Source organism: Chthoniobacter sp., from assembly GCF_040003245.1.
Lineage (GTDB): Bacteria > Verrucomicrobiota > Verrucomicrobiia > Chthoniobacterales > Chthoniobacteraceae > Chthoniobacter.
In genome coordinates this window covers 1-21,078 of sequence record NZ_JBDUCX010000109.1, presented here as the reverse complement: position 1 = coordinate 21,078, position 21,078 = coordinate 1, and the positions used below count along the sequence as shown (strand labels likewise).

Sequence of the window (21,078 nt, the reverse complement as noted above, 5' to 3'; positions counted from 1 at the left end):
GCGGCGAAACGTATCCTGCGTCAGTTGATCCATCCGGTCCTCCATCCGCTGCATCTCCCGAACCATCTTTTGATCCATGCTTTTCAGCGTCTCACCTGTGGGCGGGGTCGGGGCCACAGCTGCCGTTGCGCCCTTGGCTGCCTTGGGCAGGGTTACGACCAAAATGCCGTCCTTGTGCTCAGTCTTCATCTGGTCCGCGTTGACCGCACCGGGAATGTGAATACTTTCATCAAAGCCCCCAGCCGCCTTGTCGGTGGTGTCGATTTTCAGTGCGCCCTGCGAGTATTTCACGTTGATCTTCGATTCGTCGTCCCTCGGCACCGAGATTCGCGCCACATAGGCATCCGGCGTTTCACGCACATCCACTGTGGAACTGAAGGTCTGTTCCTTTGTGGCCGGGTGCAGTTTCGCCACCGCGACTCGAAACAGCTTGTCCAGGTCCGACTCCAGTTTTTGCCATTCTTGTGACCAGCCGGATTCGGTGGTGGTCGCCGGCGCGGACTTCGCGGCCGGAGTATTGATTTGCTCCGCGAGAATCGCGGGCGATGTCCCTAATGTCAGTCCCAGCGCCGCCAGGACTAGTGCAGTCTTTTTCATAATAGCTGATTGTCGTATCTCCCGACGGCGCCACTTGAACTTCGGCACTCAACCAGCGTCCCGCGCTCAGTTAAACTGATGTGGCGCACATCGGTCGACACGCTCGATTTATCGCGGGGCCAGGCCAATTGCCTTTGTTTCTTAGACCGAAATCATCGGGAGCTCGTTCAAAAAAGCGGCTTCGCTGAATGTACCGCGCTCGGGGCAGAGGCATTCTTTCGGTAACAGTTGTTGTCGCTTGATATCCATTGCTTTGGCGCCGACGATTCGCTCGGAATAATCGCAACCTCTCTTTGTGAAATGTGGATGTTAACAATTAGGCCTTCGGGCACTTCCAAATCGGCACATCGGCTTTCATCCGGTCGATGGCGTCGGCGAGAAAGCGGAGTGCCTCACCGCGGTGCGAAGACAGCACACGGACAAAGAGCGAGGCTTCGCCCACGGGCACCCAGCCGAGACGGTGAATGAACACTACGGCGGCGCAGGGATGAACCGCGCATAATTCATCGAAGATGCGCTCGAGATGTCGGCGGGCCATCGATTCGTGCGCCTCGTACTGCAAACCGGCGAGCGACTGCCCCTGCTCCAGTTCACGCACGATGCCTTGAAATTCGACGCAGGCGCCGATTTCCCGCGACGGCAGAGTCGATGGTGGAACGACAATCGAGGTGGGGGTGAAGGTGATGTGCTTGTCCATGGCTAGCCGCCGCTCACGGGCGGGATGAGGGCGAGCTCTCGCGCGGCGCCAATGGCAACGTCCCACGCGTGGTACTCTTCGTCGACGGCGACGCGCCAAATTTCAAGGCGTACGTCCGGTGCGAGACGGGCGAGGATGGCGCGCGGAGACTCCTCCGGCTGGCATTCGACCACGCGCTCGGACCAGCCGAGCTGGTCGCGGGCTTGGGCGAAGGCGAGGAGTTTCACTTGCATTGTTGCCATGTAGCGGAGAACCGTCGACCCGGCTACAAATTCGCACCATGCTTTCCCTCGCCGCAGCCCGTTCCCTCATCGAGCAACACGTCCAGCCGCTGGAGCCGGTGGCAACGCCGTTGGCCGTGGCGCGTGGCCACATTTTGCGCGAAGACATCTTCGCCCCCGATGATCTTCCCGCTTTTGATCGCTCGGCCATGGACGGCTATGCGATCGATGCGAAGGATCTTTCGCCAAAATTTCGCGTCGTCATGGAAGTGCAGGCGGGACAGGCGCCGGCGCAAAAGATTGGGCCCGGCGAGTGCGCGCGCATTTTCACTGGCGCCCCGATTCCCGGGGGCGCATCGCAGGTCATCATGCAGGAAGACGTGGAGCGCGATGGCGAGTGGATCACGCTGCGCGAGCGCGACAAGAAGACGTGGATTCGGTATCGCGGGGAGGACGCGCGCCAGGGGGAACTGTTGCTGGCTGCCGGGGTGCGTTTGCGAGCGGGGGAGCTTTCGCTCCTTGCCCAGCTCGGGACCGTGCAGCCGCGGGTCGGCTGTGCGCCACGGGTCATTCATTTTGCCACGGGCAATGAGCTCGTCGATCCTTCCGCCGCGCCTGGGCCGGGGCAGATTCGCGATTCCAATTCCACGCTGATCACCGCGCTGCTCGCCGATGTGGGGGCGCATCTCGTAGCCCAGGACCGCTGCGGAGATGCACTCGATACGCTCGTGCAGGCGATTCGCCAGCACCTGGCGGAGAGTTGGGACTGCCTGCTCATTTCCGGCGGCGCCAGCGTGGGAGACTACGACTTCGGAACGCGTGCGTTGGCCGAACTCGGCTTTCAGGTTCACTTCGGGCAGATGAGCATTCGTCCGGGCAAGCCGTTGGTCTTTGCCACGCGCGGCGGGCAGATCGCGTTTGTCATTCCCGGCAATCCGGTTTCGCATTTCGTGACTTTTCAAATCGCCATTCGCCTGGCCTTGGAGCGGCTCGAGGGCGCGGTGTCTTCGTGGGAGACGGTAAGTCTCGAACTGGCCGAAGATTTGCCGGCGAAACCGAATGAGCGCCATACGTTGTGGCCGGTGCACGTGGGCTTGCGTGACGGCGCGTTGCGAGTGTGGCCGCTGTCGTGGCAGAGCTCCGGCGATTTGCGCGGGTTGCTGGGGGCGAATGCCCTGGTCCCGATCGCTCCTGGCGCGGGCGGAGCGAAGAAGGGAGACTGCGTCGATTGCGTGTTGCTGGCCGCATTGCCGTGAAGGTGCTATAGCCACGCGATGCCGGATCCCTCTCCCGATTTTTCCCACCTCGATGCCGCCGGAGGTGCGCGCATGGTCGACGTCGGGAACAAACCAGAACAGCAGCGCTTTGCGCGCGCGGAGGGCTGGCTGCGCTGCCGCCCGGAAACGATTGCGGCTTTGCGGGCGCGGGCCTTGCCCAAGGGCGATGTCCTCACGGTGGCGCAGATCGCGGCGATCCAGGCGGCGAAGCGCGCGGATGAATTGATCCCGCTTTGTCATTCACTCCCGCTAAGCGGCGTTGAGGTGGACTTCGACGTCGAGGACGCGGCCATTCACGTCCGCGCGAGCGTCACCACCACGGCGAAGACCGGGGTGGAAATGGAAGCGCTCACGGCGGTGAGCGTGGCTGCCCTCACGCTCTACGACATGTGCAAGGCCGTGGACAAGACGATGCAAATCGACGGCATCCGCGTGACGGAAAAGATCAAGCAATGAAGGTCGCGCGCATCACTCTCAGCGACCGCGCGAGCGCCGGTGTTTACGAGGATCGTAGCGGCCCGGAAATCGAACGCATCCTCGGTGAACATTTCGCCGGCCCGATCGAGTGGAAGCGTGTGGTCATTCCCGACGAGCGCCCCCAGATTGAGGAAACCCTGCGCCAACTGTGCGATGCCGAGCAATGCGATCTGGTGGTCACGACGGGTGGCACCGGCCCCGCGCCGCGCGATGTGACCCCGGAGGCGACGCGGGCCATTCTCGAACGCGAATTACCCGGCTTCGGTGAGATCATGCGCGTGCAATCCTTTGCCAAAGTGCCGACGGCCATTCTCTCACGCGCGACGGCCGGCACGCGCGGGCGGACGCTGATCGTCAATCTGCCGGGCAATCCCAAAGCGATCGGCGAGATCCTACCCATGCTGGTCCCCGCGATTCGCGAGGCTATCCGGCATCTGCACGGGGAGTAAGGCGATCCCTACAGCAGCGACTCGATCAAACTCAGCGAGCGGAGGTAAATCTCGCTCGTGTTCGCCCGCCCCATTTCCTCATCGAGCAGATCCAGGATATTATCCGCGCAGGCGGGGTAGAGGTGATGGTACTCGTGTCCGCCCGGCAGCTTGAGCACGGCCTGAAAGAAACTCGACTTCGGCTCGTGGCGCAGGGCAAACGTCGCGTCGTCGCTGGCCAGCGTGATCCGGCTCAGACCGGCGCTGGTGCTGGCTTGCAATTCGATGGAAACATCGCCGCCTTCGGCATCGGTAAAAACCAGCGGTGACGCGCTCTTCATCTTCCACTTGAGCTGGGCGGCGAGCCAGCCGACGAAGAGCAGCGCCGTCGAGCGATTCGCCGGGGCGTGCATCATCGACACCCGGCGCAGGCGCGAGAGGTGCGGAAGATTATCCGGATGATCGAAGATTTGCGACACGGCCTGGCGCAGGGCGAGCGAGCGCGTCCAGTTGAGATCGCGCAGGGCGAGTTGCGTCTTGGCCTCGGCGAGCGAGGCACGCAAGCGGGTGAATTGAGCCTTCGGATCGTGCCAGGCGATGCTGTCGACGATGAGCCGGTCGATCCACGCCCAAAGGTGCGGGTTCAAGTTCTCGGAAATATCGCCCTGCCACCAGAAATAAAGCGGCAGATCGGAGTCGAGATTGGCGAAAACGATATTCGTGAAGCGCCCCTTGATCTCCCCCTCGAGCAGGAAGCTGATCTGCTCGCAGCAGATGTGCTTGGTGCCCCCGGAGAGATGGCAGTGTGCGTTGACCCACGCCGAGGCATGCGGCGCAGGGGCATTGCGCACCACGCAGATCACGAGGGCACGGCAGGCGTGCGTGCGGGTGAACTCGGAAATGAGCTCGGTGTTCTCGAGCAGCGCTTCGGTGCTGCGGCAATAGACGGCGAAATTGATGAGCGAGGCGCGAGTCAGGTTGCCCTCGCCGACGTCCCAAATCTTCTTCAGCTCACGGCCGATCTGCCCGATGGCCACAGGCTCGCCGAGGCTGGTGGAATCAAAGGTCGCGGGCATGGTTACAGCCTCCGCCAGGTGTGACCGTCGCGGGCGAGGAGGTCATCGGCTTCCTTCGGTCCCCACGAGCCGGATGGATAAAAAGCCAGCGGCGGCGGATTCTGGCTCTTGTGCCAGGCGGCCTCGATGTGATCGACGAAGGTCCAAGCGCCTTCCACCTCATCGCGCCGGGCGAAGAGCGTGGCGTCGCCGGCCATGGCGTCGAGCAACAGCCGCTCGTAGGCTTCCGGCGAGGCTTTGCCGAAGCTCGTGCCGTAATGGAAATCCATCTTCACCGGCTCGATGCGCACCGCCGCGCCGGGCATCTTGCATTGCATGCGCAGCGAAATGCCCTCGTCCGGCTGGATGCGAATCACCAGCACGTTCGGACCCTGCGGTTCGGTAGGTTTGTTGAAAAGCACGCTCGGCGCGCTCTTGAATTGCACGGCGATCTCCGTGCCGCCTTTCGGCAGACGTTTGCCCATGCGGATGTAAAAGGGCACGCCTTCCCAGCGCCAGTTGTCGATGTTCACCTTGAGCGCCACATACGTCTCGGTCATCGACTGCGGGTTGACGCGGTCCTCGGAGCGATAATCTTTCACTTCCTGCCCGCCGATCGCGCCCGCGGTGTATTGCCCGCGCACGACATTCTTCGCGACATCTTCCTCGGACATCGGGCGCAGCGAACGGATGACCTTCACTTTTTCATCGCGAATGCTGTCCGCGCCGAGATCCGTGGGTGGCTCCATCGCCGTGAGGGAGAGAAGCTGGAGGAGGTGATTCTGCACCATGTCGCGCATCGCGCCGGCGCTCTCGTAGTATGGCCCGCGCGCCTCCACGCCGAGCGGTTCGCACGCCGTGATCTGCACATGGTCGATGTAACGATAGTTCCAGAGCGGCTCGAAGATCGCGTTGGCAAAGCGCAGCACCATGATGTTCTGCGCGGTCTCTTTGCCGAGGTAGTGGTCGATGCGGTAGGTGTCCTGCTCCTCGAAGACCCGGTTCACCACGGTGTTTAATTCCTGCGCGGACGGCAGGTCGGTCCCGAAGGGCTTCTCCACGATCACGCGAGCCCAGCTTCCCTCGCGCGCCTTGTTCAGGCCGGCGGCCGCCAGTTGGTTGAGGATGCCTTCGAATTCGCTCGGCGCGACCGAGAGATAGAAAAGGCGGTTGCCGCGCGTGCCGCGTTCCTCGTCGAGTTTGTCGAGCCGCTCGGCCAGCGTCTTGTAGCCGTTCGCATCGCCGAATTCGCTGCAATGATAGAACAAGCGGTCGGCAAAACTTTTCCAGACTTCGTCATTCAGGCCGGAGCGCGAGAATTTCTTCAGGGCGTCCTGCAATTCCTTGCGGAAGGATTCGTCGGTCTTTTCGCGCCGGGCAAAGCCGACGACGCTGAGGGCCGCGGGCAGGTCGCCGTCGGCGGCGATGTTGTAGATGGCCGGGATGAGCTTGCGGTAGGTGAGATCGCCCGAGGCGCCGAAGATCACGACGCTGCACGACTGCGGGAGTGGCCGGTTGGAAAGTCCCTCGCGCAGAGGGTTGGCGGTAGGTGTAGTAGTGGCGTTCAAAGCAGCAAACATTTAGCTCCGCGCCGCGCAGACGCGAAGTGAAATGTTTTCATCGGGATGATGAATCTGCGGCCACTCCGGGACGCGTCACTCCGTGGTCAAACTGGGACCGAGGCGATTTCCGGTGGCTTGTCTGGGCGGCGAAATTTTCGAGCGGCGACCTCGATGACCAGCCAAAGCGCCAGGCCCTGGGTGAGGAGGGTCGTGGCCAGTTGCACGTGGGAATAGCGGCCGATCCCGAGTGTGTGAAAGAGGGCGATGGAGACGTTGTTGCCGAGATTGTAGGCGTAGCCCAGGGCCACGACCGTGGCGAACCTTCCGCAGGCCGCGCGAATATCGGATTCCGCGAGAAGCCAGGCGAACGCGGCCATGGCCAGCAGCAAGCCCGGAAGATAACTGCGGGCCAAAATCGGCAACAGCGACTTGAGCATCCGCGGCTGGGTGGCGTTGGTATGCGCCTCGGCGAGCCGTTGAACGGCTGCAAGATAGTTCGCCGTTACCGGCACGCCGGCGATGATCGTCGCTGGACGGCCGGAAAGGAAGGTGGCGGTATCGCGATAGTTGCGATCGAAGCCCGACACCTTCTCCTCGTAGACCGGGCAATTGAGGCCATAGAAGAGCCCGAGTTGCGCGGCAAACTTGTGCAGCATCAGTCCCGGTTTCTGCTGCCACGTCCGGCGGAAGTAGAGGCGATAGAAGTCCGCTTGCGCGGTGCGTTCGGGCAGAATTGCCGCGAGCTTACGGCAGAAGGAATCCTCGTAGAGCAAGTAGTCGGGATTGAAGCCGAGGGAGACGAATCCGTGCCGGACGCTGGGACGGCTGATTTCGATCTCGGCATCGAGCAGTTGCAGGATCGACTGCAACTGTTCGTGAGGGTAGGGGACCGCGGCATCGGGATGATCGAGGTCGCTGGCCAGTTGCGCGCGAATCTGCGGAGCGTGAATCGTAAAAAGCGAGGCGGGCAGGAAGGTCTGCGTGCGCGGGTCCGCGGCCGCATAGCGGCCTTCTGGAATCCACAGCAACAGCCATGCAGCCACTACTGGCACACCGGCCATGGCGAGACGCCTCGTTCCCTTTTCCCGCCGATCAAAAAGGTGCCACCAGACGGGTAGCGTAGTCAGCACCGACGAGAGGGCGTAGCTGGGCTTGAGCAGCGGCAGCAGGAACGCGACCGCGAGACTGGCCGCCCCGTAGCAGAGCGCCTGCCGTGGCTGGGCATCGATGTGTTTCGCGAGCAAGAAACGAATCGTTAAGGCGAACCCGAGCATCGCGAAGAAGGGCGCGATTCCTTCCGGCCGGAGATGGTGCTCCGCGATGATCGATTGCGCGCAAAGGAGGAAGATGGCGAACAGCCCCAGCCCCGCGATGTCGTGCCACACGGCGGGAATGAGAGGGTTCGGCAGAAGCCGGCGCGCGGCCTTCCAATTGACCAGCAGGAGAAGACCGGTGCCGAGGCCGAGCAGGTGTTGCACGGCGGTGATCGCGTTGAGGCTGCGAAAAGCGCTGATCACCAGGTAAACGAAGCCCGGATAGACGAAGGCGCGCCCTTCCGTTTGCTGAAACGGGCCGCCACTGAGTTTCGCTAGGGCGGGACTCAAATAACCCCAGACGTCACGATCCGTCAGCGGCTCCGCCGGCAGCGAGAAACGCCGCCACGCCGCGCAAGCCAGGATCAAAATCCAGCACGCATGAAAAAACAACGTGCAACCACGTAGTAACGCACGCTTTTGCTCCGTATCCTCGTTTCTGAAATCGTGCATTTTGGGGAAATGCGTGATGCCACGCAGGAGGACTGCCTGTCAACGACTTACCGACAGCGAACTGGAAGGCTAACCGGCTACCCCGGCAGCGGATAGCGCGAGGTGAGGGCGCGCACTTCGGCCCGCACCTTGGTCAGCTCGTCGGCGCTGTCCTTGTTCGCCAGGGCCCGATGGATGAGGTCGGCGATCTCGAGCATCTGCTCTTCCTTCATGCCCCGGGTGGTGACCGCCGGCGTGCCGACACGGATGCCACCACCGAGGGTGATCTTCTCGGTGTCGAAAGGGATGCCGTTCTTGTTCACGGTGATGCCGGCGTGATCGAGCGTCTCGCTGGCGATCTTGCCGTTCAGCCCATTCGGCCGCAGGTCGACCAGCATGAGGTGATTGTCCGTGCCGCCGCTGGTCAGCCGGTAGCCATTCTTGATCAGCCCCGCGGCCAGCGCCTTGGCGTTGCTCACGATCTGCTGCGCGTAGCCCTTGAACGAGGGCTGGAGCGCTTCGTGGAAGCACACGGCCTTGGCCGCGATGACGTGCTCGAGCGGGCCGCCCTGGATGCCAGGGAAGACCTGCGAGTCGATGCCCTTGGCGAACTGCTCCTTGCAAATGATGATGCCACCGCGCGGGCCGCGCAGGCTCTTGTGCGTCGTCGTCGTCACGAAATCGGCGAGTGGCACGGGATTCGGGTGCATGCCACCGGCCACCAACCCGGCGATATGCGCCATGTCCACGAAGAGGATGGCGCCCACGCTATCGGCGATCTGGCGCATGCGCTCGAAATCAATGATCCGCGGATAGGCGCTGGCCCCGGCGGTGATCATCTTCGGCTTCGACTCGAGGGCGAGCTGGGCGAGGGCGTCGTAATCGATGCGCTCGTCCTTCTCGCTCACCCCGTAGTGGACGACATCGTAAAAGCGTCCGCTGAAATTCGCCTTGTGCCCGTGGGTGAGATGCCCGCCGTGGGCGAGGTTCATCGTCAGGATCCGGTCTCCGGGCTGGAGCACGGAAAAATAAACGGCGGTATTCGCCTGCGAACCGGAATGCGGCTGCACGTTGACATGATCGCCGCCGAAAAGTTGCTTCACGCGATCGATGGCGAGTTGCTCCACGACGTCGACGTGTTCGCAGCCGCCATACCAGCGCCGTCCGGGATAGCCCTCGGCGTATTTGTTGGTCAGGCACGAGCCCTGGGCTTCCATCACCGCACGGGAAGTGAAGTTCTCGCTGGCGATCAGTTCGATGTTCTCAAACTGGCGCTTCTTTTCCGCCTCGATGGCCTTGAATACTTCCGGGTCGACCTCTTCCAGCGAAGGATGCGAGGCATTGGTGGTCCCGAGATGTTCCAGCTTTTCCACGCGGCGCTCGTGGCGTCCGCCTTCGAATTGCCCATTGAGAAAAGCGTCGACGATCTTGGGCGCGGCGCTCACGTCCACATGGTTGGCGGCCAGGCAGACGACGTTCGAGTTGTTGTGCTGGCGCGTCACCGTGGCGTCGCCGGCGTTGTCGATCAGCGCGGCGCGAATGTGCGGAAAGCGATTCGCCGCGATGCTCATGCCGATGCCGCTCTTGCAGGCCAGCACGCCGAAATCACTTTCCCCGGCGAGGATATGTTTCGCGACGTCTTCCGCATAATCGGGATAGTCCGCGGACTCGGCGGAGTTCACTCCGAAATCCGTGACGATATAACCCTTCTTCGTGAGATGGGCATGGATCGTTTTTTTGAGTTCAAAGCCCCCGTGATCGGCTCCGAGGGCGATGCGCAGGGTGCGGGTCGAGGCGGGAGTAGAGGTGGTGGGTTGGGGCGAGGTCATGGGCTTGGATTGATCGAGAAAACGGATGATGCCGGGGAGGGCGCGCTTGAGCGAATCGCGGCATTCAAAATAGGCGTGGATGCCGAGGCCGATGGGATCGGGCACGTCGAGGTTGCCGTTGCGGGAGGCTTCGTCAAATTCACGGAAGAGAAACGTCTTGTCCGACGCCTCGGGGAAATACATCTGGATCGCCTCCCGGTGCCCGCGGGTCATGACGAAGATATGTGTCGCCTCGGCCACCAGCTCTTCGGTCAGTGGCTGGCTGCGCAGGGCGGAAATATCCACGCCCCACGGGCGCAAGACCTCCACGGCATGCGGGCTGGGCGGCTGCCCGTAGCCCGTGGCCACGCCGGCGGAACTCACCTCGATATCCGGCTGGCCCTTGATCGCGGCGCGAAAGAGCCCTTCAGCCATGGGGCTGCGGCAGATATTTCCAGTGCAGACAAAGAGGACGTGTTTCACGATGCGGAGGGGCAAAATAGGGAGGGTGATGGGGCAAGTCAACGCAGGGGGCGGAATGTTCGTGGTTCCGTTTGAGTTTCAGGGTTTTGCCGGCACTCCTCCGCCCGCAACAATAGCGAAAAAAACGAAAATCATGCGTGGGTGATTGTAAGAAAATTACCTATACGCGGATGAGGAATTTGCGTAAATCCTTTGGGTATGGATCCGTCACGCCTCACTGCGTACGACCCGATTGCGGTGTCGATTGTAGAACATCTCCGCGAAATGCAATCCGGTGGCTATGGCGAACTCGTTATCGAGCGTAAACCGCCGGGCGTCTTGGTCGGATTTGGTGGAGTATGGGCGCGCGGCGAGAACGACGATATTGCCCTCGTGTGCCTGGCCAGCGCGATTCTCAACGATCCCCGCCTTGGCGGAGTGTTCCTGCAACGCATTCGCGGTTCCGTTCCTATGCCGAACCATTCGCCCGCCGGGTGATGGTTTTCCCTGCGCTTCAATCGTGGGCGTTGATCGGACACGAAAGGCCTGGCGCAGCGAATTTTCCGCAATGGAGCCAATACAGCCAATGGAGCCATGTACATTTTCGCGTGAGTTATGCTTTCATGGGGCAGTGAAGACAGACTCGGCTCAGCGATGGAAGACAGAGACAGCGGCTCGGATGACGCCCATGGGGACCGGTGATTCCAAATCGCCGACCTGTCCAGCCGCGCGAAGCGCCACTTTCCTACGAGCGTCGCGGACGCGCCGCATGGCGAATCGGAGGTCGCCGCTCCCAGTTCTCCCACTCTTCCTCCCACCGCGATCTCACCTGCGATCCCACTGCGGTTACAGAGAAAATCCCACTCGATCCCACTGGATCCCACTCATCAATTATCTCACCCGCCACAGTAGAGTCTCCCACCACACCGGGGTGATCTCCATGAAATCCCCGGCCCCCCCCGCCGGATTCGATTCCACCTTCCATTTGCCACAATCCGCCTTCCCCAATCTCTTCCCGCTTGAGCCCGCGCGTGGCACCCCTCTATGTTCGTGGCCGTTGCAAACCGCCCTCTTCCCCAGTTCCACGCTCGCTGAGTTCTACCGTTTCGCCCTGCTCCTGACGGGGAACGCGAAAAGTGCCGAGCAAGTCATGGCCGATACCCTCACGGAGGTGGAGTCCCAGCTTTCCCAGTTTCGCAATGAGACCAGCCGGCAGGCCTGGCTGGCCACGCACATCCGTGAACGCTGCCTGGAGAACAACAAATCCGTCCCGCCCTCCGCCCCGCGCCTATTGCGCGATGACTCGGACACCGGCAGCCGTCCGGAAATCCTGAAGATCGAGGCCTTTCTGCTCGCCCAGCGTTTCCACACGCTGCCCGAGCCCGAGCGCAGCGCGCTGGCCCTGTTTTACCTGGATCTTTTCACCGCCGAGGAGGTTGCGGAGCTGTTGAATATGGACATGCACACCCTCTCCGACACGCTCGGCGCGGCCCGCGACCTCCTGCAGAAGTCCCTCGGCGCCATGCGCGACGAAAGCACCCCTCCCTCGTGAACGCTCAAACCGCCGAAACCCTCCTGCGCTGCTATCGCCCTGGCAGGCGCGCCGATTCCAAGACGGAAAAGGCCGTGCGCTTTGCCGAGGAAGATCCCGAACTGAAGCAGGTGCTCGCCACCCAGATCGCGTTCGACGAGCAGATCGTCGACGTCGTCCATTTCATCAAGCCGCCGGAGAACCTGCGGCAAAAGCTCACCGATCTCAGTGTCGCTCCGCGCGCCGAGAAGACGCGGCTGCGCAAGCAGGTCATCAATCCCGCGGTCCTCACCGCGATTCTCGGCCTGGTGGTCATTCTCGGAATCGTGGTCTTCTTCGTCATCGAGGGAATGGAGAAATTCCCGGGGCGCGAGGCGGTGGAAAACATGCTCGGTGGGTCCGGCAAGTTGAGCGGGACGGAATTCGAGTCCGTGGTCACCACCACCGGCCAGCTCGGGGATTGGTTTTACATGCGCGGTTATGATGGCTTTGAAGCGCCCACGGAGCTGACGGCGCTGCCGGTGATCGGCTCCCGAGTTTTCCGGATCGATGGCCGCACCGTGGCGCAGTTTGCCGTGGGGGATGCGAAGGTGAACTCCATGCGCTGCCTTATCTTTGAATTTCACGCGAGTGAGTTCGGGGTGCATCTGCCCTCGGAGAACGAGTGGAAGGTGCTCGCGCAGGATGAATGGGTGGGCGCCGTCCGCCAGCACGGGGACCACTGCTTTCTCATTGCCTTCCGGGGCGGGAAGCAGGAAATGGAGGACTTTTTGAAGACGCTTCCTCCCAAGTAATGAACCGTTATTTCCTGCGCTGTCTTCTGGTGCTGCTCGCGAGCCTCCTGTCGGCGTGCTCCTCCTTCGACAAACAATGGCATAATGCCGCGCACGGCCAGGGCGGGGCCACCCGGTGGGACGGCCATTGGACGAGCGGAAAGAATGTCTATGCCAATGGCGCCTTTCATCATGGGCGCCTCCGCTGTGTGCTGGTCACGCTGCCGGACCGGAGTCTGGTGGCTCATTTTCACGCCAACTGGCTCATCTTCTCGGGCAACTACGATACGGCGCTACAGCCTGTTCCCGCCGGCCCGCGCCGCCGGAAAGTGCGGGAATATCAGGGAACCCACGACCTGCCGGCCTTGGTCGGTGGCACCTATCATTACCACGCTACGATCGAGGGCGACCGCTTTCTCACCCACTACACCTCCAGTTACGATACCGGTACTTTTGATCTCCGGCAGGTGCCCCCGGCCAAAGAACGCACCGATTTGCATGCCCAGCATTGACGCAGAGCACCTTCATCTCATACACGAAGATATGTCCCGCCCCCTCCACTTTCTCCTCTCCGCTGTTTTTCTAGCCGGCGCGCTGGGTTTTTCCGGTTGCGTAGGCACGATGTACGACGAGACCTACTCTTACCATAAGAACCATTTCAAGCCACCGCAGGAGATCCCGAAGGGGGAGGCCTCCGCGGAAGCCATTCTCGGGTCGCTGGATAAGAAGCCCGCACCCGGCGCGGATGCCGGCGGCCTGCCCGCCGCGGGTGACATCCCGGGACTGCCGCCCGCGGGCCTTCCCGATCCGGCCGCTCCCGCGATCCCGCCGCCCGCGCCGCCCAACTGAAATCCCGTTCGTTCGTTCGCGCCTATTTGGAATGCAACTCGCCCGGGCCGGGCGGGTTCCATTCCGCATGGTCTATGTTTGCGCCGCCTTTGGATTCCGCCTCGTGCGGATTGTGCTTGTTGACTTCGATCTCCAATGAGCGACTTGCCCACTGTCATGCCTGACCCGCAAATGAACGATGCGGACGACGCGCCGGACCAAATCCTCGCGGAGATCTTCGTCTACGTCGGCCCGGAACTCATCGCCAAGTACGCCATCGAGCACGGTGAATACATCATCGGCCGCGATGCTTCCTGCCCGGTCGTGGTCGATGCGGATCTCGTCTCCCGCCACCATGCGCGCCTGACTTTCAACGCCTACGAACTCGTCATCGAGGATCTCGGCAGCAGCAACGGGGTCTTCATCGACGGCGTGCAGGTGCAGTTGCCCACGCGGGTGCGCCTGGACCAGGAGGTGCAGATCGGCACCGCGCGTCTTTTCATCCGCTTGCGCGAGGCCGCTGCCAAGCAACTCGCCGAGGCGCTGTGGGACAAGGATCTCGGCCTCGGCCAGGTGCGCGAGCAGCTCGAGGAAAAGAAATACAAGGTGATCACCACGATCAACCGGGGCGGCATGGGCGTGATCCTCCAGGCGCGCGACCTGCGGATTCGCCGCACGGTGGCCATGAAGGTGATGAAGACCAGTAACCAGTTTTCCCGCGAAAACGTGCTGCGTTTCATCGACGAGGCGCAGCTCACCGGCCAGCTCGAGCACCCGAATATCGTCCCCCTTTACGAACTGGGCATCGATGAGCAGGGCGAGATCTTTTACACGATGAAGTTCGTCAAGGGCACGACCCTCGACGATGTGCTGCGCGGGATTCGCAATGGCCGGCAGAAGACGATCGAAAAGTACCCGCTCGGCACGTTGCTGACCATCTTTCAAAAGGTCTGCGACGCCGTCGCCTACGCGCACTCCAAGAGCATCGTCCATCGCGACTTGAAGCCGGAGAACATCATGATCGGTTCCTTCGGTGAGGTGCTGGTCATGGATTGGGGCCTGGCCAAAAACCTGACCACGATCCGCAAGGAAACCGTCCCTGAGGCCGCTCCCGCGCCGGAAGTTCCGGCAGCCAAGCCGGTCGATCGGCCAGTAGAGAAGCCCGCCGCCAAGGCCCCGGACAACCTGCGCGGTTTCGAAACGATGCACGGGCTGATTGTCGGGACTCCGCCCTACATCTCGCCCGAACAGGCGCGGGGTGAGCTGGACCGGATCGACGAGCGTTCCGATATCTATGTGCTCGGTGGCATCCTCTACGCGATCCTCACTTTGCGTCCGCCGGTGGAAGGTGAATCCGTCCACGAAGTCGTGGAAAAGATCGTGACCAGCGCGATCCATCCGCCGTCGAGCTACAATCAGCCTGGCAAGAAATTGCCCCCGCCCGTTCCAACGGAAGGCACCGACGAGATGCCGAACAGCTTTTCCTTTGCGCATCTTCCGGGAAAACGCATTCCCGACGGGCTTTCCGCCGTGGTCATGAAGGCGCTGGCGCTCGACCCGGCGGATCGTTACCAGCACGTCGAGGATTTGCAGACCGATGTGGAAGCGTATCAAGGCGGCTTCGCGACCAAGGCGGAACGGGCCAGCATGGCGAAGCACGCCCTGCTGTTTGCTGGCCGCCACAAAAAAGAGGTCGCCCTGTTCGTGTTTTTCTTCGCGATTTTTAACGTCGCGGTGATCAGTTTTTTCCTCCAGCTCACCCACGAGCGCGATCGCGCGCGGTTGAGCGAGAAGCATGCGATCGACCAGGAAAAGCGGGCGGTGGACCAGGAGAAGCTCGCCGCCGCCCGGCTGGAAGAATTGCGCGGCACCGCGCCGACTTACGCCGCCGAGGCGCAGCAGCTCATCGACGATCTCGACCTGACCTCGGCCTTGGAGAAGATCGATTACGCGATCCAACAAGTCCCGCTCGATGCCAACTACCACAATCTGCGCGGCAATATCCTCCAGGCGCAGCTCCGGCTGGAAGAAGCGGGCGACGCCTATACCGAGGCTTTGCGCATCAACCCCAAGCTCGCCGAGGCGCAGCTCAATCTCGATCTCACCAAGCGCATCCTGAAGAAGATCGGCACGGATGAGCAGATCAAGCCGGCCATCCTGGGTGAACTTTATGCCGCGCTCATCAACCAGGGCCGGCGCAGTGCCGCGGAGAATGTCGGGAATCAACTGGGCGCCGACAAGCAACGGCTTGTGCGCGTCTGGCGGGACGCTTTTGACAAGCATGGGCTGAAGCAGCAGCGCTTCGAGACCAATGCCGACAACACGATCAACGTCGATTTCAGCAACGTCGGGCAGCCCGATCTCAAGCGGTTGCACGAAGTGCCCGTCAGCGGCCTGATCCTCGACGAAACGAAATTGACGGACATCGCTGGTCTCAAGGGCCTGCAACTGCAGACGCTCTCGCTTGGTCACACGCTCGTTCGCGACCTTTCGCCGCTCGCCGGCATGCCGCTGCGCAGCTTGAATCTCGAGGGCAGTGCCATCGTCGATCTCACGCCGATCCACGATCTCCCCTTGGAAATCCTGCGCCTGGCCAATACGCGGGTGAGCAATCTCGAACCGCTCAAGGATACGAAGATCGAGCAGCTCTACCTGACCAATTGCCGCAGCGTGAAGGATCTTTCGCCGCTGAGCGGCCTGCCGCTCCAGACGTTGACGCTCAACCGGACGCAGGTGAACGATCTCACGCCGCTGACGCACTCGCCGCTGCGGGAGCTCAATCTCGAGAACTGCACGGCGCTCATGGATTTGCATCCCCTGATGGAGATCGCCACGCTCGAAAGCGTGATCATTCCGCTGCATTGCAAGGACATCGCCTTCCTCCGCGCCCACCGTGGCATCAAGCGCCTTTCCTATTCCAAGATGACGGAACCGGTGGAGGAATTCTGGAAGGCCTTCGACGCGCGGCAGGCGAAAACGACGCCGCGGCCGGCAGAGGCAACTCCCGCGGACAAGCCGGTCGACAAGGCGCCGGAGAAGCCGGCGGACAAGAGGGCGGCGCTCTAGTAAATCCGGCTGCTTCCCTGGGGAAACAACCCACTCTCCGGTTCGACTCCCAATCCGGGTTCCGGGCGTGGCGAAAGGATACCATGATCGAACGCCCAACCTGTGAACGGGTCATCCCGCAACAACCATGCGCCGTCGAGATCGGCGTAGTCGGTGCGCTGCGCAATCACCGCGCCGGCGGCGATCAGCGCGCTGCTTTCCAGCATGCAACCGACCATCATCTTTTTTCCTCGCGCCTTTCCCGTCTCGACCATGCGGCGCGCCGGGGTGATCCCGCCGCATTTCACCAGCTTGATGTTGAATCCGTCGAACGGGTCCGCGAGTCGCGCCGCGTCTTCCTCGGTCACGCAACTCTCGTCGGCCATCACCGGCAGTTCGAGCTTCGGCAGATCAGCATCCCGGGCGGGCGGCCACGGCTGCTCGATAAAGGTCACGCCGAGTTGCTGGAGTTCGCGCGCGAGCCGGGGCAGGTCTACCTCGCCCCACGCACCATTGGCATCCACCGCCACCAACGCGGAGGTGCGCTCGCGCACGAGACGCACCGCATCCAGGCCGGCCGATTGATCGGACTTGATCTTGATGCACGCAAAGCCGTGCAGTTCCTCGATCTTTTCGGCGAGTTCCTCCGGGCTCGACAGACCGATGGTCGCAAAAGTCGACACCGGCTGCGGAGGCTGATTCCAGGCCAGTTCCGAGACGGTCACGCCTCTTTTGCGGGCCAGCCAATCCCAAAGCGCAATATCCAGGGCACATTGCGCGCCCCGCGACGGCGCGAGGAATCGCCACGCCGCATTCCAGGCGGCCTCGATGTCCGCCACGCTCCGCACCTGGAGCGCGTCGATGAATGGGCGCGCACTCTCCAGGTGCGCGCTGACGCCCTCCCATGTTTCCCCGTAGAAGGAGTTGGGCGACGCCTCCCCGTAGCCCACGACGCCCTCGCTCTCGAGGCGGATGAATACATTGCGCACCTCCGTCCGCCGCGCGCGGCTGATGCGAAAGGCGCGGCGCGGATGCAGTTCGCGGCTGATACAGGTGAGCTTCATCGCAGGACGGAATCTATTTCCACGGGGACGGATTTCTGGAATCGTATGCCCTGATCACGCATGCATGGGAGCCCAAACTTCACTCGATCCATCGGCCGCACTGTTGAGGGCCGGGAAATCGTGGCGCACGCCAATTTTGATTGGGCGACGGCCACTCCGCCACCCAACAGCACGCTGATCATCGGTGGCACGCATGGGAATGAGCCGGCGACCTGGCGAGTCCTTGAGGATTTTCGGCAAGGCGCCGCGTGGGCGGCGCTGAAGCATCTCCCGACGTTGATCCTGCCGGTGGCGAATCCCGACGGCGCCGCCCGCGGCACGCGCTCCAACGCGCGGGGCGTCGACCTGAATCGCAACTGTGGATTCAACTGGCGCGCGGAGTGCGAAGATCCACCGGGTCCGGCCGCCTGGTCCGAGCCGGAGAGCGTGGCCTTGCGCGATTTCATTCTCCAGTGGCGTCCGGCGAAAATTGTCAGCCTGCATTGGGCGCTGGCGGAGATCGACGCCGATGGGGTTCAGTCCACGGCACTCGCACAGGCCATGTGGGATGCGCTGGATGCCACCGCCCGCCGACCCTACCGGTTGCGGGTTACCGCGCCCGGCCGCGGCCAGCGGCGGCTCGAGCGCATCTATGCCGCGTGTCCGGGTTCGCTGGGTCAATGGTGCGGCTACGGTCTGGAATATCCGGATGGTTCGGCTCCGGCGATGATCACGCTGGAGTTGCCCTACGATCCCGGGGCGGAAGCGCGTCCCGACGAACTACCCGAGGATCATCTCGAGACGGTGCGCGAGCTTTGGCGGCGCGATCCCGCCGGCTATCTGCGGGGGATCGCGCCGGGTGTGCAAGCGATGCTCGCCACGGCCATTGGCTTTGCGGCATAGTCCTGAACGCATGGTTCAAATCTCCATCGAATATCAAGGCGGCTTGCGCTGCGAGGCCACGCACGGGCCGTCGCAAAACAAGCTCCTCACCGACGCTCCCGTCGACAATCACGGCAAGGGGGAATCGTTCTCGCCGACCGATCTCGTGGGCACGGCACTGGGAGTTTGCATGGCGACGGTCATGGGAATTTACGCCCAGCAACACGACATCGATCTGCGCGGGATGAAAGTCTCCGTGGGCAAGGAAATGACGCAGGTACCGGTGCGGCGCATCGCGCGGCTGACGTGCGAGATCGTCGTGCCGCTGCCCGCCACGCACCCGCGCAAGGAGGCGCTGGAACGCGCGGCGCTGACCTGTCCCGTGCACCAGAGCCTGCACCCCGATGTCGAGAAGCCGGTGACTTTTGTGTGGACCGGCGCGTAGGAAACTTTCGCACAGCTTGCACTCTCTCACCCCGCCGCTATAACGCCCCGCATGCCGACTCTCAAAGAGCCGAACGGACTCAAGAAAGGCCGCCGACTCGACGACTTGGAACACAAGTCCATCGATGAGGACGACTACAAGCCGAAGCTCAAGGACTTCCAGCTTCGGCTGCTCAATCTCACCCGCGAGCTGGCCGAGGCGCGCCGCTCGCTGATTATCGTCTTCGAGGGCCCGGACGCCGCCGGCAAAGGCGGCGCGATCAAGCGACTCGCCGAGCGCCTCGATCCGCGCCTGCTGCGCGTGCACTCGGTCGTCAAGCCGACCGCCGAGGAGTATCAGCACCATTACATGTGGCGCTTTTGGAACAAGCTGCCGCCCTACGGGCAGACGGTGGTTTTCGATCGCTCGTGGTACGGCCGCGTGCTCGTGGAACGGGTCGAGGGCTTCGCCACGGAGAAGGAATGGAAACGGGCCTACGAGGAGATCAATGAATTCGAGCGCACGCTGGCGGACGACGGCGCGATCATCCTGAAATTCTACCTGCATATTTCCAAGGACGAGCAGCTCTTCCGCTTCAAGCGCCGCGAGGCCGATCCCTACAAGCACTGGAAGATCAACGACGAGGACTGGCGCAACCGGCGCAAGTGGGAGGAGCACAATTCGGCGGCGGAGGACATGTTTGAGAAGACCTCGACGGAGGACGGCCCGTGGGCGGTGGTCGCCGCGAACTACAAGTGGCACGCGCGTCTCCGCGTGCTCAAGACGGTGGTCGAGGTCATGGAGCGTGCGGGCTTGGGCAAAAAGGATTGAGATGCGTTTCCTTCGCTGTTTGCGGGCGGGCGTTTTGATGGTGGTGACTTTGCTGGCCTTTCCCGCTTGCGATCGTCTCTTCGACAAAGGCAGCAAGGAGAGCATTGCGACGGCGGACAAGAAAGCAGCGGCAGGCGACTTCCGCGGCGCCGCGGCCCTCTACGAATCCGCGCTCGATGGCACCGCCAAGACGGCCGAGGTGCATTACAAGCTCGCGGTGCTGTACGACGACAAACTGAAGAGCCCGGTGGACGCCTTGCACCACATGGACCGCTACCTCGAGCTGGCGCCGACGGGGGCGCATGTGCGCGATGCGAAGGCCTACAAGAAAGAGGGCGAGGCGAAGTTGCTGACCAAGCTGTCCGGCGGTTCTCCGATCACGCAGCAGGACGCCGTGCGGCTGAAGAACGAGAACCAGATCCTGCGGGAGCAATTGGCGGCCGTCCGCGCGCAGAAGGCCCTGCCGGCGGCCACGGTCAATTCCCGGGGTGAGCCCGTGCAAAAGCCCATTCCGCCGGGGGCCCGCACCTACACCGTCCGCTCCGGCGACACCCTCGCCAAGATTTCGCGCCACTTTTACAAGAACGCCACGCGGGCCCGCGACATTCAGGATGCGAACTTCAACTCGCTCGAGGGGACGGTGAAGATCAAGCCGGGGATGGTGCTGATTATTCCGTAGCGTTACTCGTCGTCCGTCGCGCCCTTTTCCCGCTTGAGGCCGCGCAGCTTGCCCTGGATGAAGGCGTCGATGTCGCCGTCCATCATCGCGGCGATGTTGCTCGTCTCTACGCCGGTGCGCAGGTCGAGGACCTTTTGGTAGGGCTGGAAGACGTAGCTGCGGATCTGGCTGCCGAAACTGACGTCGGACTTTTCGCCGTAAGCAGCGGCGGTTTCCGCGGCGAGTTTGTCGACCTCGATCTGCTGGAGCTTGGCCTGCAGCATGCGCATGGCGGTGACCTTGTTCTTCTGCTGGCTGCGCTCATTTTGACAGGCGGCCACCAGGCCCGAGGGAATGTGCCGGATGCGCACCGCGGTCTCCACCTTGTTCACGTTCTGCCCGCCCTTGCCGCCGCTGCGGTAGGTATCTACTTCGATGTCGGCCTCATTGATTTCGATGGGCGCGCTCTCGGGAAGTTCCGGCACGACATCGACACCGGCGAAGGAGGTGTGCCGGCGCTTGTTCGAGTCGAAGGGCGAGATGCGCACCAGCCGGTGCACGCCACGCTCGGTGGCCAGGTAGCCAAAGGCATATTCACCCGTGACCTGGATGGTGCACGACTTGATGCCCGCTTCTTCGCCGAGCTGAATGTCCATGATCTGGCTCTTGAATCCATGCCGCTCCATCCAGCGCTGATACATGCGCAGCAGCATGTCCGCCCAATCGCACGACTC

22 protein-coding genes are annotated in these 21,078 nt (G+C 62.5%); 13 read left to right on the top strand and 9 right to left on the bottom strand.

Going from position 1 to position 21,078, the window contains the following annotated elements:
- The 3 genes from ABJF10_RS16050 to ABJF10_RS16040 form a co-directional block, all read right to left on the bottom strand.
- On the bottom strand, nucleotides 1-597 hold a 597-nt coding region (locus ABJF10_RS16050; protein WP_348545602.1), incomplete at its 3' end, for an Hsp20/alpha crystallin family protein.
- A 316-nt stretch (nucleotides 598-913) separates the two neighbouring features.
- Nucleotides 914-1,294: a molybdenum cofactor biosynthesis protein MoaE gene (locus ABJF10_RS16045; RefSeq protein WP_348545601.1), complete on the bottom strand. Its 381-nt coding sequence runs from the start codon at nucleotides 1,292-1,294 to the stop codon at nucleotides 914-916.
- Nucleotides 1,295-1,296: 2 nt separating this feature from the next.
- Entirely contained in the window at nucleotides 1,297-1,527 is a 231-nt protein-coding gene (locus tag ABJF10_RS16040; RefSeq protein WP_348545600.1) for a MoaD/ThiS family protein, read from the bottom strand.
- A gap of 47 nt (nucleotides 1,528-1,574) precedes the next feature.
- Here ABJF10_RS16040 and glp point away from each other — a divergent pair, with 47 nt between their 5' ends.
- The 3 genes from glp to mog are packed head-to-tail and all read left to right on the top strand — an operon-like array spanning nucleotide 1,575 to nucleotide 3,718.
- Nucleotides 1,575-2,771 carry a gephyrin-like molybdotransferase Glp gene (gene glp, locus ABJF10_RS16035; protein WP_348545599.1) on the top strand — a complete coding sequence of 399 codons (1,197 nt, stop codon included), beginning with the start codon at nucleotides 1,575-1,577 and terminating at the stop codon, nucleotides 2,769-2,771.
- A gap of 18 nt (nucleotides 2,772-2,789) precedes the next feature.
- Nucleotides 2,790-3,248, top strand: a complete 459-nt coding sequence (moaC, locus tag ABJF10_RS16030; RefSeq protein WP_348545598.1) for a cyclic pyranopterin monophosphate synthase MoaC — start codon at nucleotides 2,790-2,792, stop codon at nucleotides 3,246-3,248.
- Nucleotides 3,245-3,718: a molybdopterin adenylyltransferase gene (gene mog / locus ABJF10_RS16025; protein WP_348545597.1), complete on the top strand. Its 474-nt coding sequence runs from the start codon at nucleotides 3,245-3,247 to the stop codon at nucleotides 3,716-3,718. Before moaC ends, mog begins: the two co-directional genes overlap by 4 nt.
- 8 nt (nucleotides 3,719-3,726) lie before the next feature.
- Here mog and ABJF10_RS16020 read toward each other — a convergent pair whose 3' ends face one another.
- The 4 genes from ABJF10_RS16020 to rpiB all read right to left on the bottom strand — a co-directional run bounded on the left by ABJF10_RS16020 (nucleotide 3,727) and on the right by rpiB (nucleotide 10,350).
- Nucleotides 3,727-4,773, bottom strand: coding sequence for a glucose-6-phosphate dehydrogenase assembly protein OpcA (locus tag ABJF10_RS16020; protein ID WP_348545596.1), 1,047 nt, complete (start codon nucleotides 4,771-4,773; stop codon nucleotides 3,727-3,729).
- A 2-nt stretch (nucleotides 4,774-4,775) separates the two neighbouring features.
- On the bottom strand, nucleotides 4,776-6,332 hold the full coding sequence (gene zwf / locus ABJF10_RS16015) for a glucose-6-phosphate dehydrogenase (RefSeq protein WP_348545595.1): 1,557 nt from the start codon (nucleotides 6,330-6,332) through the stop codon (nucleotides 4,776-4,778).
- 86 nt (nucleotides 6,333-6,418) lie between these two features.
- Nucleotides 6,419-8,080 (bottom strand): hypothetical protein, encoded by a 1,662-nt coding sequence (locus ABJF10_RS16010; RefSeq protein WP_348545594.1) that lies wholly within the window; start codon nucleotides 8,078-8,080, stop codon nucleotides 6,419-6,421.
- Nucleotides 8,081-8,157: 77 nt separating this feature from the next.
- The gene (gene rpiB, locus ABJF10_RS16005; protein ID WP_348545593.1) at nucleotides 8,158-10,350 is read right to left on the bottom strand and encodes a ribose 5-phosphate isomerase B; all 2,193 of its coding nucleotides are present in this window, start codon (nucleotides 10,348-10,350) and stop codon (nucleotides 8,158-8,160) included.
- A 198-nt stretch (nucleotides 10,351-10,548) separates the two neighbouring features.
- On the opposite strand from rpiB, the gene ABJF10_RS16000 reads away from it, so the two are divergent.
- From ABJF10_RS16000 to ABJF10_RS15975, 6 genes are all read left to right on the top strand, one after another.
- Nucleotides 10,549-10,827: a hypothetical protein gene (locus tag ABJF10_RS16000; RefSeq protein ID WP_348545592.1), complete on the top strand. Its 279-nt coding sequence runs from the start codon at nucleotides 10,549-10,551 to the stop codon at nucleotides 10,825-10,827.
- Between the two features lie 442 nt (nucleotides 10,828-11,269).
- Nucleotides 11,270-11,881, top strand: coding sequence for a sigma-70 family RNA polymerase sigma factor (locus ABJF10_RS15995; RefSeq protein ID WP_348545591.1), 612 nt, complete (start codon nucleotides 11,270-11,272; stop codon nucleotides 11,879-11,881).
- Nucleotides 11,878-12,654, top strand: a complete 777-nt coding sequence (locus ABJF10_RS15990) for a hypothetical protein (RefSeq protein ID WP_348545590.1) — start codon at nucleotides 11,878-11,880, stop codon at nucleotides 12,652-12,654. The genes ABJF10_RS15995 and ABJF10_RS15990 overlap by 4 nt, the downstream gene beginning before the upstream one ends.
- On the top strand, nucleotides 12,654-13,145 hold the full coding sequence (locus ABJF10_RS15985; RefSeq protein ID WP_348545589.1) for a hypothetical protein: 492 nt from the start codon (nucleotides 12,654-12,656) through the stop codon (nucleotides 13,143-13,145). Before ABJF10_RS15990 ends, ABJF10_RS15985 begins: the two co-directional genes overlap by 1 nt.
- 31 nt (nucleotides 13,146-13,176) lie before the next feature.
- A complete protein-coding gene (locus tag ABJF10_RS15980) occupies nucleotides 13,177-13,482 on the top strand; it encodes a hypothetical protein (protein ID WP_348545588.1) in 306 nt (101 codons plus the stop codon).
- 156 nt (nucleotides 13,483-13,638) lie between these two features.
- Nucleotides 13,639-16,527 (top strand): protein kinase, encoded by a 2,889-nt coding sequence (locus ABJF10_RS15975; protein WP_348545587.1) that lies wholly within the window; start codon nucleotides 13,639-13,641, stop codon nucleotides 16,525-16,527.
- Here ABJF10_RS15975 and ABJF10_RS15970 read toward each other — a convergent pair.
- Nucleotides 16,524-17,570 (bottom strand): dipeptide epimerase, encoded by a 1,047-nt coding sequence (locus ABJF10_RS15970; protein ID WP_348545586.1) that lies wholly within the window; start codon nucleotides 17,568-17,570, stop codon nucleotides 16,524-16,526. The two genes, ABJF10_RS15975 and ABJF10_RS15970, sit on opposite strands and share 4 nt — an antisense overlap.
- A 60-nt stretch (nucleotides 17,571-17,630) precedes the next feature.
- On the opposite strand from ABJF10_RS15970, the gene ABJF10_RS15965 reads away from it, so the two are divergent.
- The 4 genes from ABJF10_RS15965 to ABJF10_RS15950 are packed head-to-tail and all read left to right on the top strand — an operon-like array spanning nucleotide 17,631 to nucleotide 20,365.
- Nucleotides 17,631-18,452 carry a M14 family zinc carboxypeptidase gene (locus ABJF10_RS15965; RefSeq protein ID WP_348545585.1) on the top strand — a complete coding sequence of 274 codons (822 nt, stop codon included), beginning with the start codon at nucleotides 17,631-17,633 and terminating at the stop codon, nucleotides 18,450-18,452.
- A gap of 10 nt (nucleotides 18,453-18,462) precedes the next feature.
- Nucleotides 18,463-18,876, top strand: a complete 414-nt coding sequence (locus ABJF10_RS15960) for an OsmC family protein (protein ID WP_348545584.1) — start codon at nucleotides 18,463-18,465, stop codon at nucleotides 18,874-18,876.
- Between the two features lie 51 nt (nucleotides 18,877-18,927).
- Complete coding sequence (locus tag ABJF10_RS15955; protein ID WP_348545583.1) at nucleotides 18,928-19,686, top strand: UDP-galactose-lipid carrier transferase; 759 nt, start codon at nucleotides 18,928-18,930, stop codon at nucleotides 19,684-19,686.
- A gap of 1 nt (nucleotide 19,687) precedes the next feature.
- Nucleotides 19,688-20,365 carry a LysM domain-containing protein gene (locus ABJF10_RS15950; RefSeq protein WP_348545582.1) on the top strand — a complete coding sequence of 226 codons (678 nt, stop codon included), beginning with the start codon at nucleotides 19,688-19,690 and terminating at the stop codon, nucleotides 20,363-20,365.
- A 2-nt stretch (nucleotides 20,366-20,367) separates the two neighbouring features.
- Here the strand turns inward: ABJF10_RS15950 and prfB are convergent.
- The coding region (gene prfB, locus ABJF10_RS15945) for a peptide chain release factor 2 (RefSeq protein ID WP_348545581.1) at nucleotides 20,368-21,078 on the bottom strand (711 nt) is incomplete at its 5' end.

Bases quoted from the DNA above. Each gene is read 5' to 3' on its own strand.
- ABJF10_RS15995 (WP_348545591.1), top strand. From the start codon at position 11,270: ATGAAATCCCCGGCCCCCCCCGCCGGATTCGATTCCACCTTCCATTTG.
- ABJF10_RS16040 (WP_348545600.1), bottom strand. From the start codon at position 1,527: ATGCAAGTGAAACTCCTCGCCTTCGCCCAAGCCCGCGACCAGCTCGGC.
- ABJF10_RS16000 (WP_348545592.1), top strand. From the start codon at position 10,549: ATGGATCCGTCACGCCTCACTGCGTACGACCCGATTGCGGTGTCGATT.
- moaC (WP_348545598.1), top strand. From the start codon at position 2,790: ATGCCGGATCCCTCTCCCGATTTTTCCCACCTCGATGCCGCCGGAGGT.
- ABJF10_RS15965 (WP_348545585.1), top strand. From the start codon at position 17,631: ATGCATGGGAGCCCAAACTTCACTCGATCCATCGGCCGCACTGTTGAG.
- zwf (WP_348545595.1), bottom strand. From the start codon at position 6,332: ATGTTTGCTGCTTTGAACGCCACTACTACACCTACCGCCAACCCTCTG.
- ABJF10_RS16045 (WP_348545601.1), bottom strand. From the start codon at position 1,294: ATGGACAAGCACATCACCTTCACCCCCACCTCGATTGTCGTTCCACCA.
- ABJF10_RS15985 (WP_348545589.1), top strand. From the start codon at position 12,654: ATGAACCGTTATTTCCTGCGCTGTCTTCTGGTGCTGCTCGCGAGCCTC.
- ABJF10_RS16020 (WP_348545596.1), bottom strand. From the start codon at position 4,773: ATGCCCGCGACCTTTGATTCCACCAGCCTCGGCGAGCCTGTGGCCATC.
- ABJF10_RS15960 (WP_348545584.1), top strand. From the start codon at position 18,463: ATGGTTCAAATCTCCATCGAATATCAAGGCGGCTTGCGCTGCGAGGCC.
- ABJF10_RS15970 (WP_348545586.1), bottom strand. From the start codon at position 17,570: ATGAAGCTCACCTGTATCAGCCGCGAACTGCATCCGCGCCGCGCCTTT.
- mog (WP_348545597.1), top strand. From the start codon at position 3,245: ATGAAGGTCGCGCGCATCACTCTCAGCGACCGCGCGAGCGCCGGTGTT.
- ABJF10_RS15980 (WP_348545588.1), top strand. From the start codon at position 13,177: ATGTCCCGCCCCCTCCACTTTCTCCTCTCCGCTGTTTTTCTAGCCGGC.
- ABJF10_RS15975 (WP_348545587.1), top strand. From the start codon at position 13,639: ATGCCTGACCCGCAAATGAACGATGCGGACGACGCGCCGGACCAAATC.
- ABJF10_RS15950 (WP_348545582.1), top strand. From the start codon at position 19,688: ATGCGTTTCCTTCGCTGTTTGCGGGCGGGCGTTTTGATGGTGGTGACT.
- ABJF10_RS15955 (WP_348545583.1), top strand. From the start codon at position 18,928: ATGCCGACTCTCAAAGAGCCGAACGGACTCAAGAAAGGCCGCCGACTC.
- ABJF10_RS16010 (WP_348545594.1), bottom strand. From the start codon at position 8,080: ATGCACGATTTCAGAAACGAGGATACGGAGCAAAAGCGTGCGTTACTA.
- glp (WP_348545599.1), top strand. From the start codon at position 1,575: ATGCTTTCCCTCGCCGCAGCCCGTTCCCTCATCGAGCAACACGTCCAG.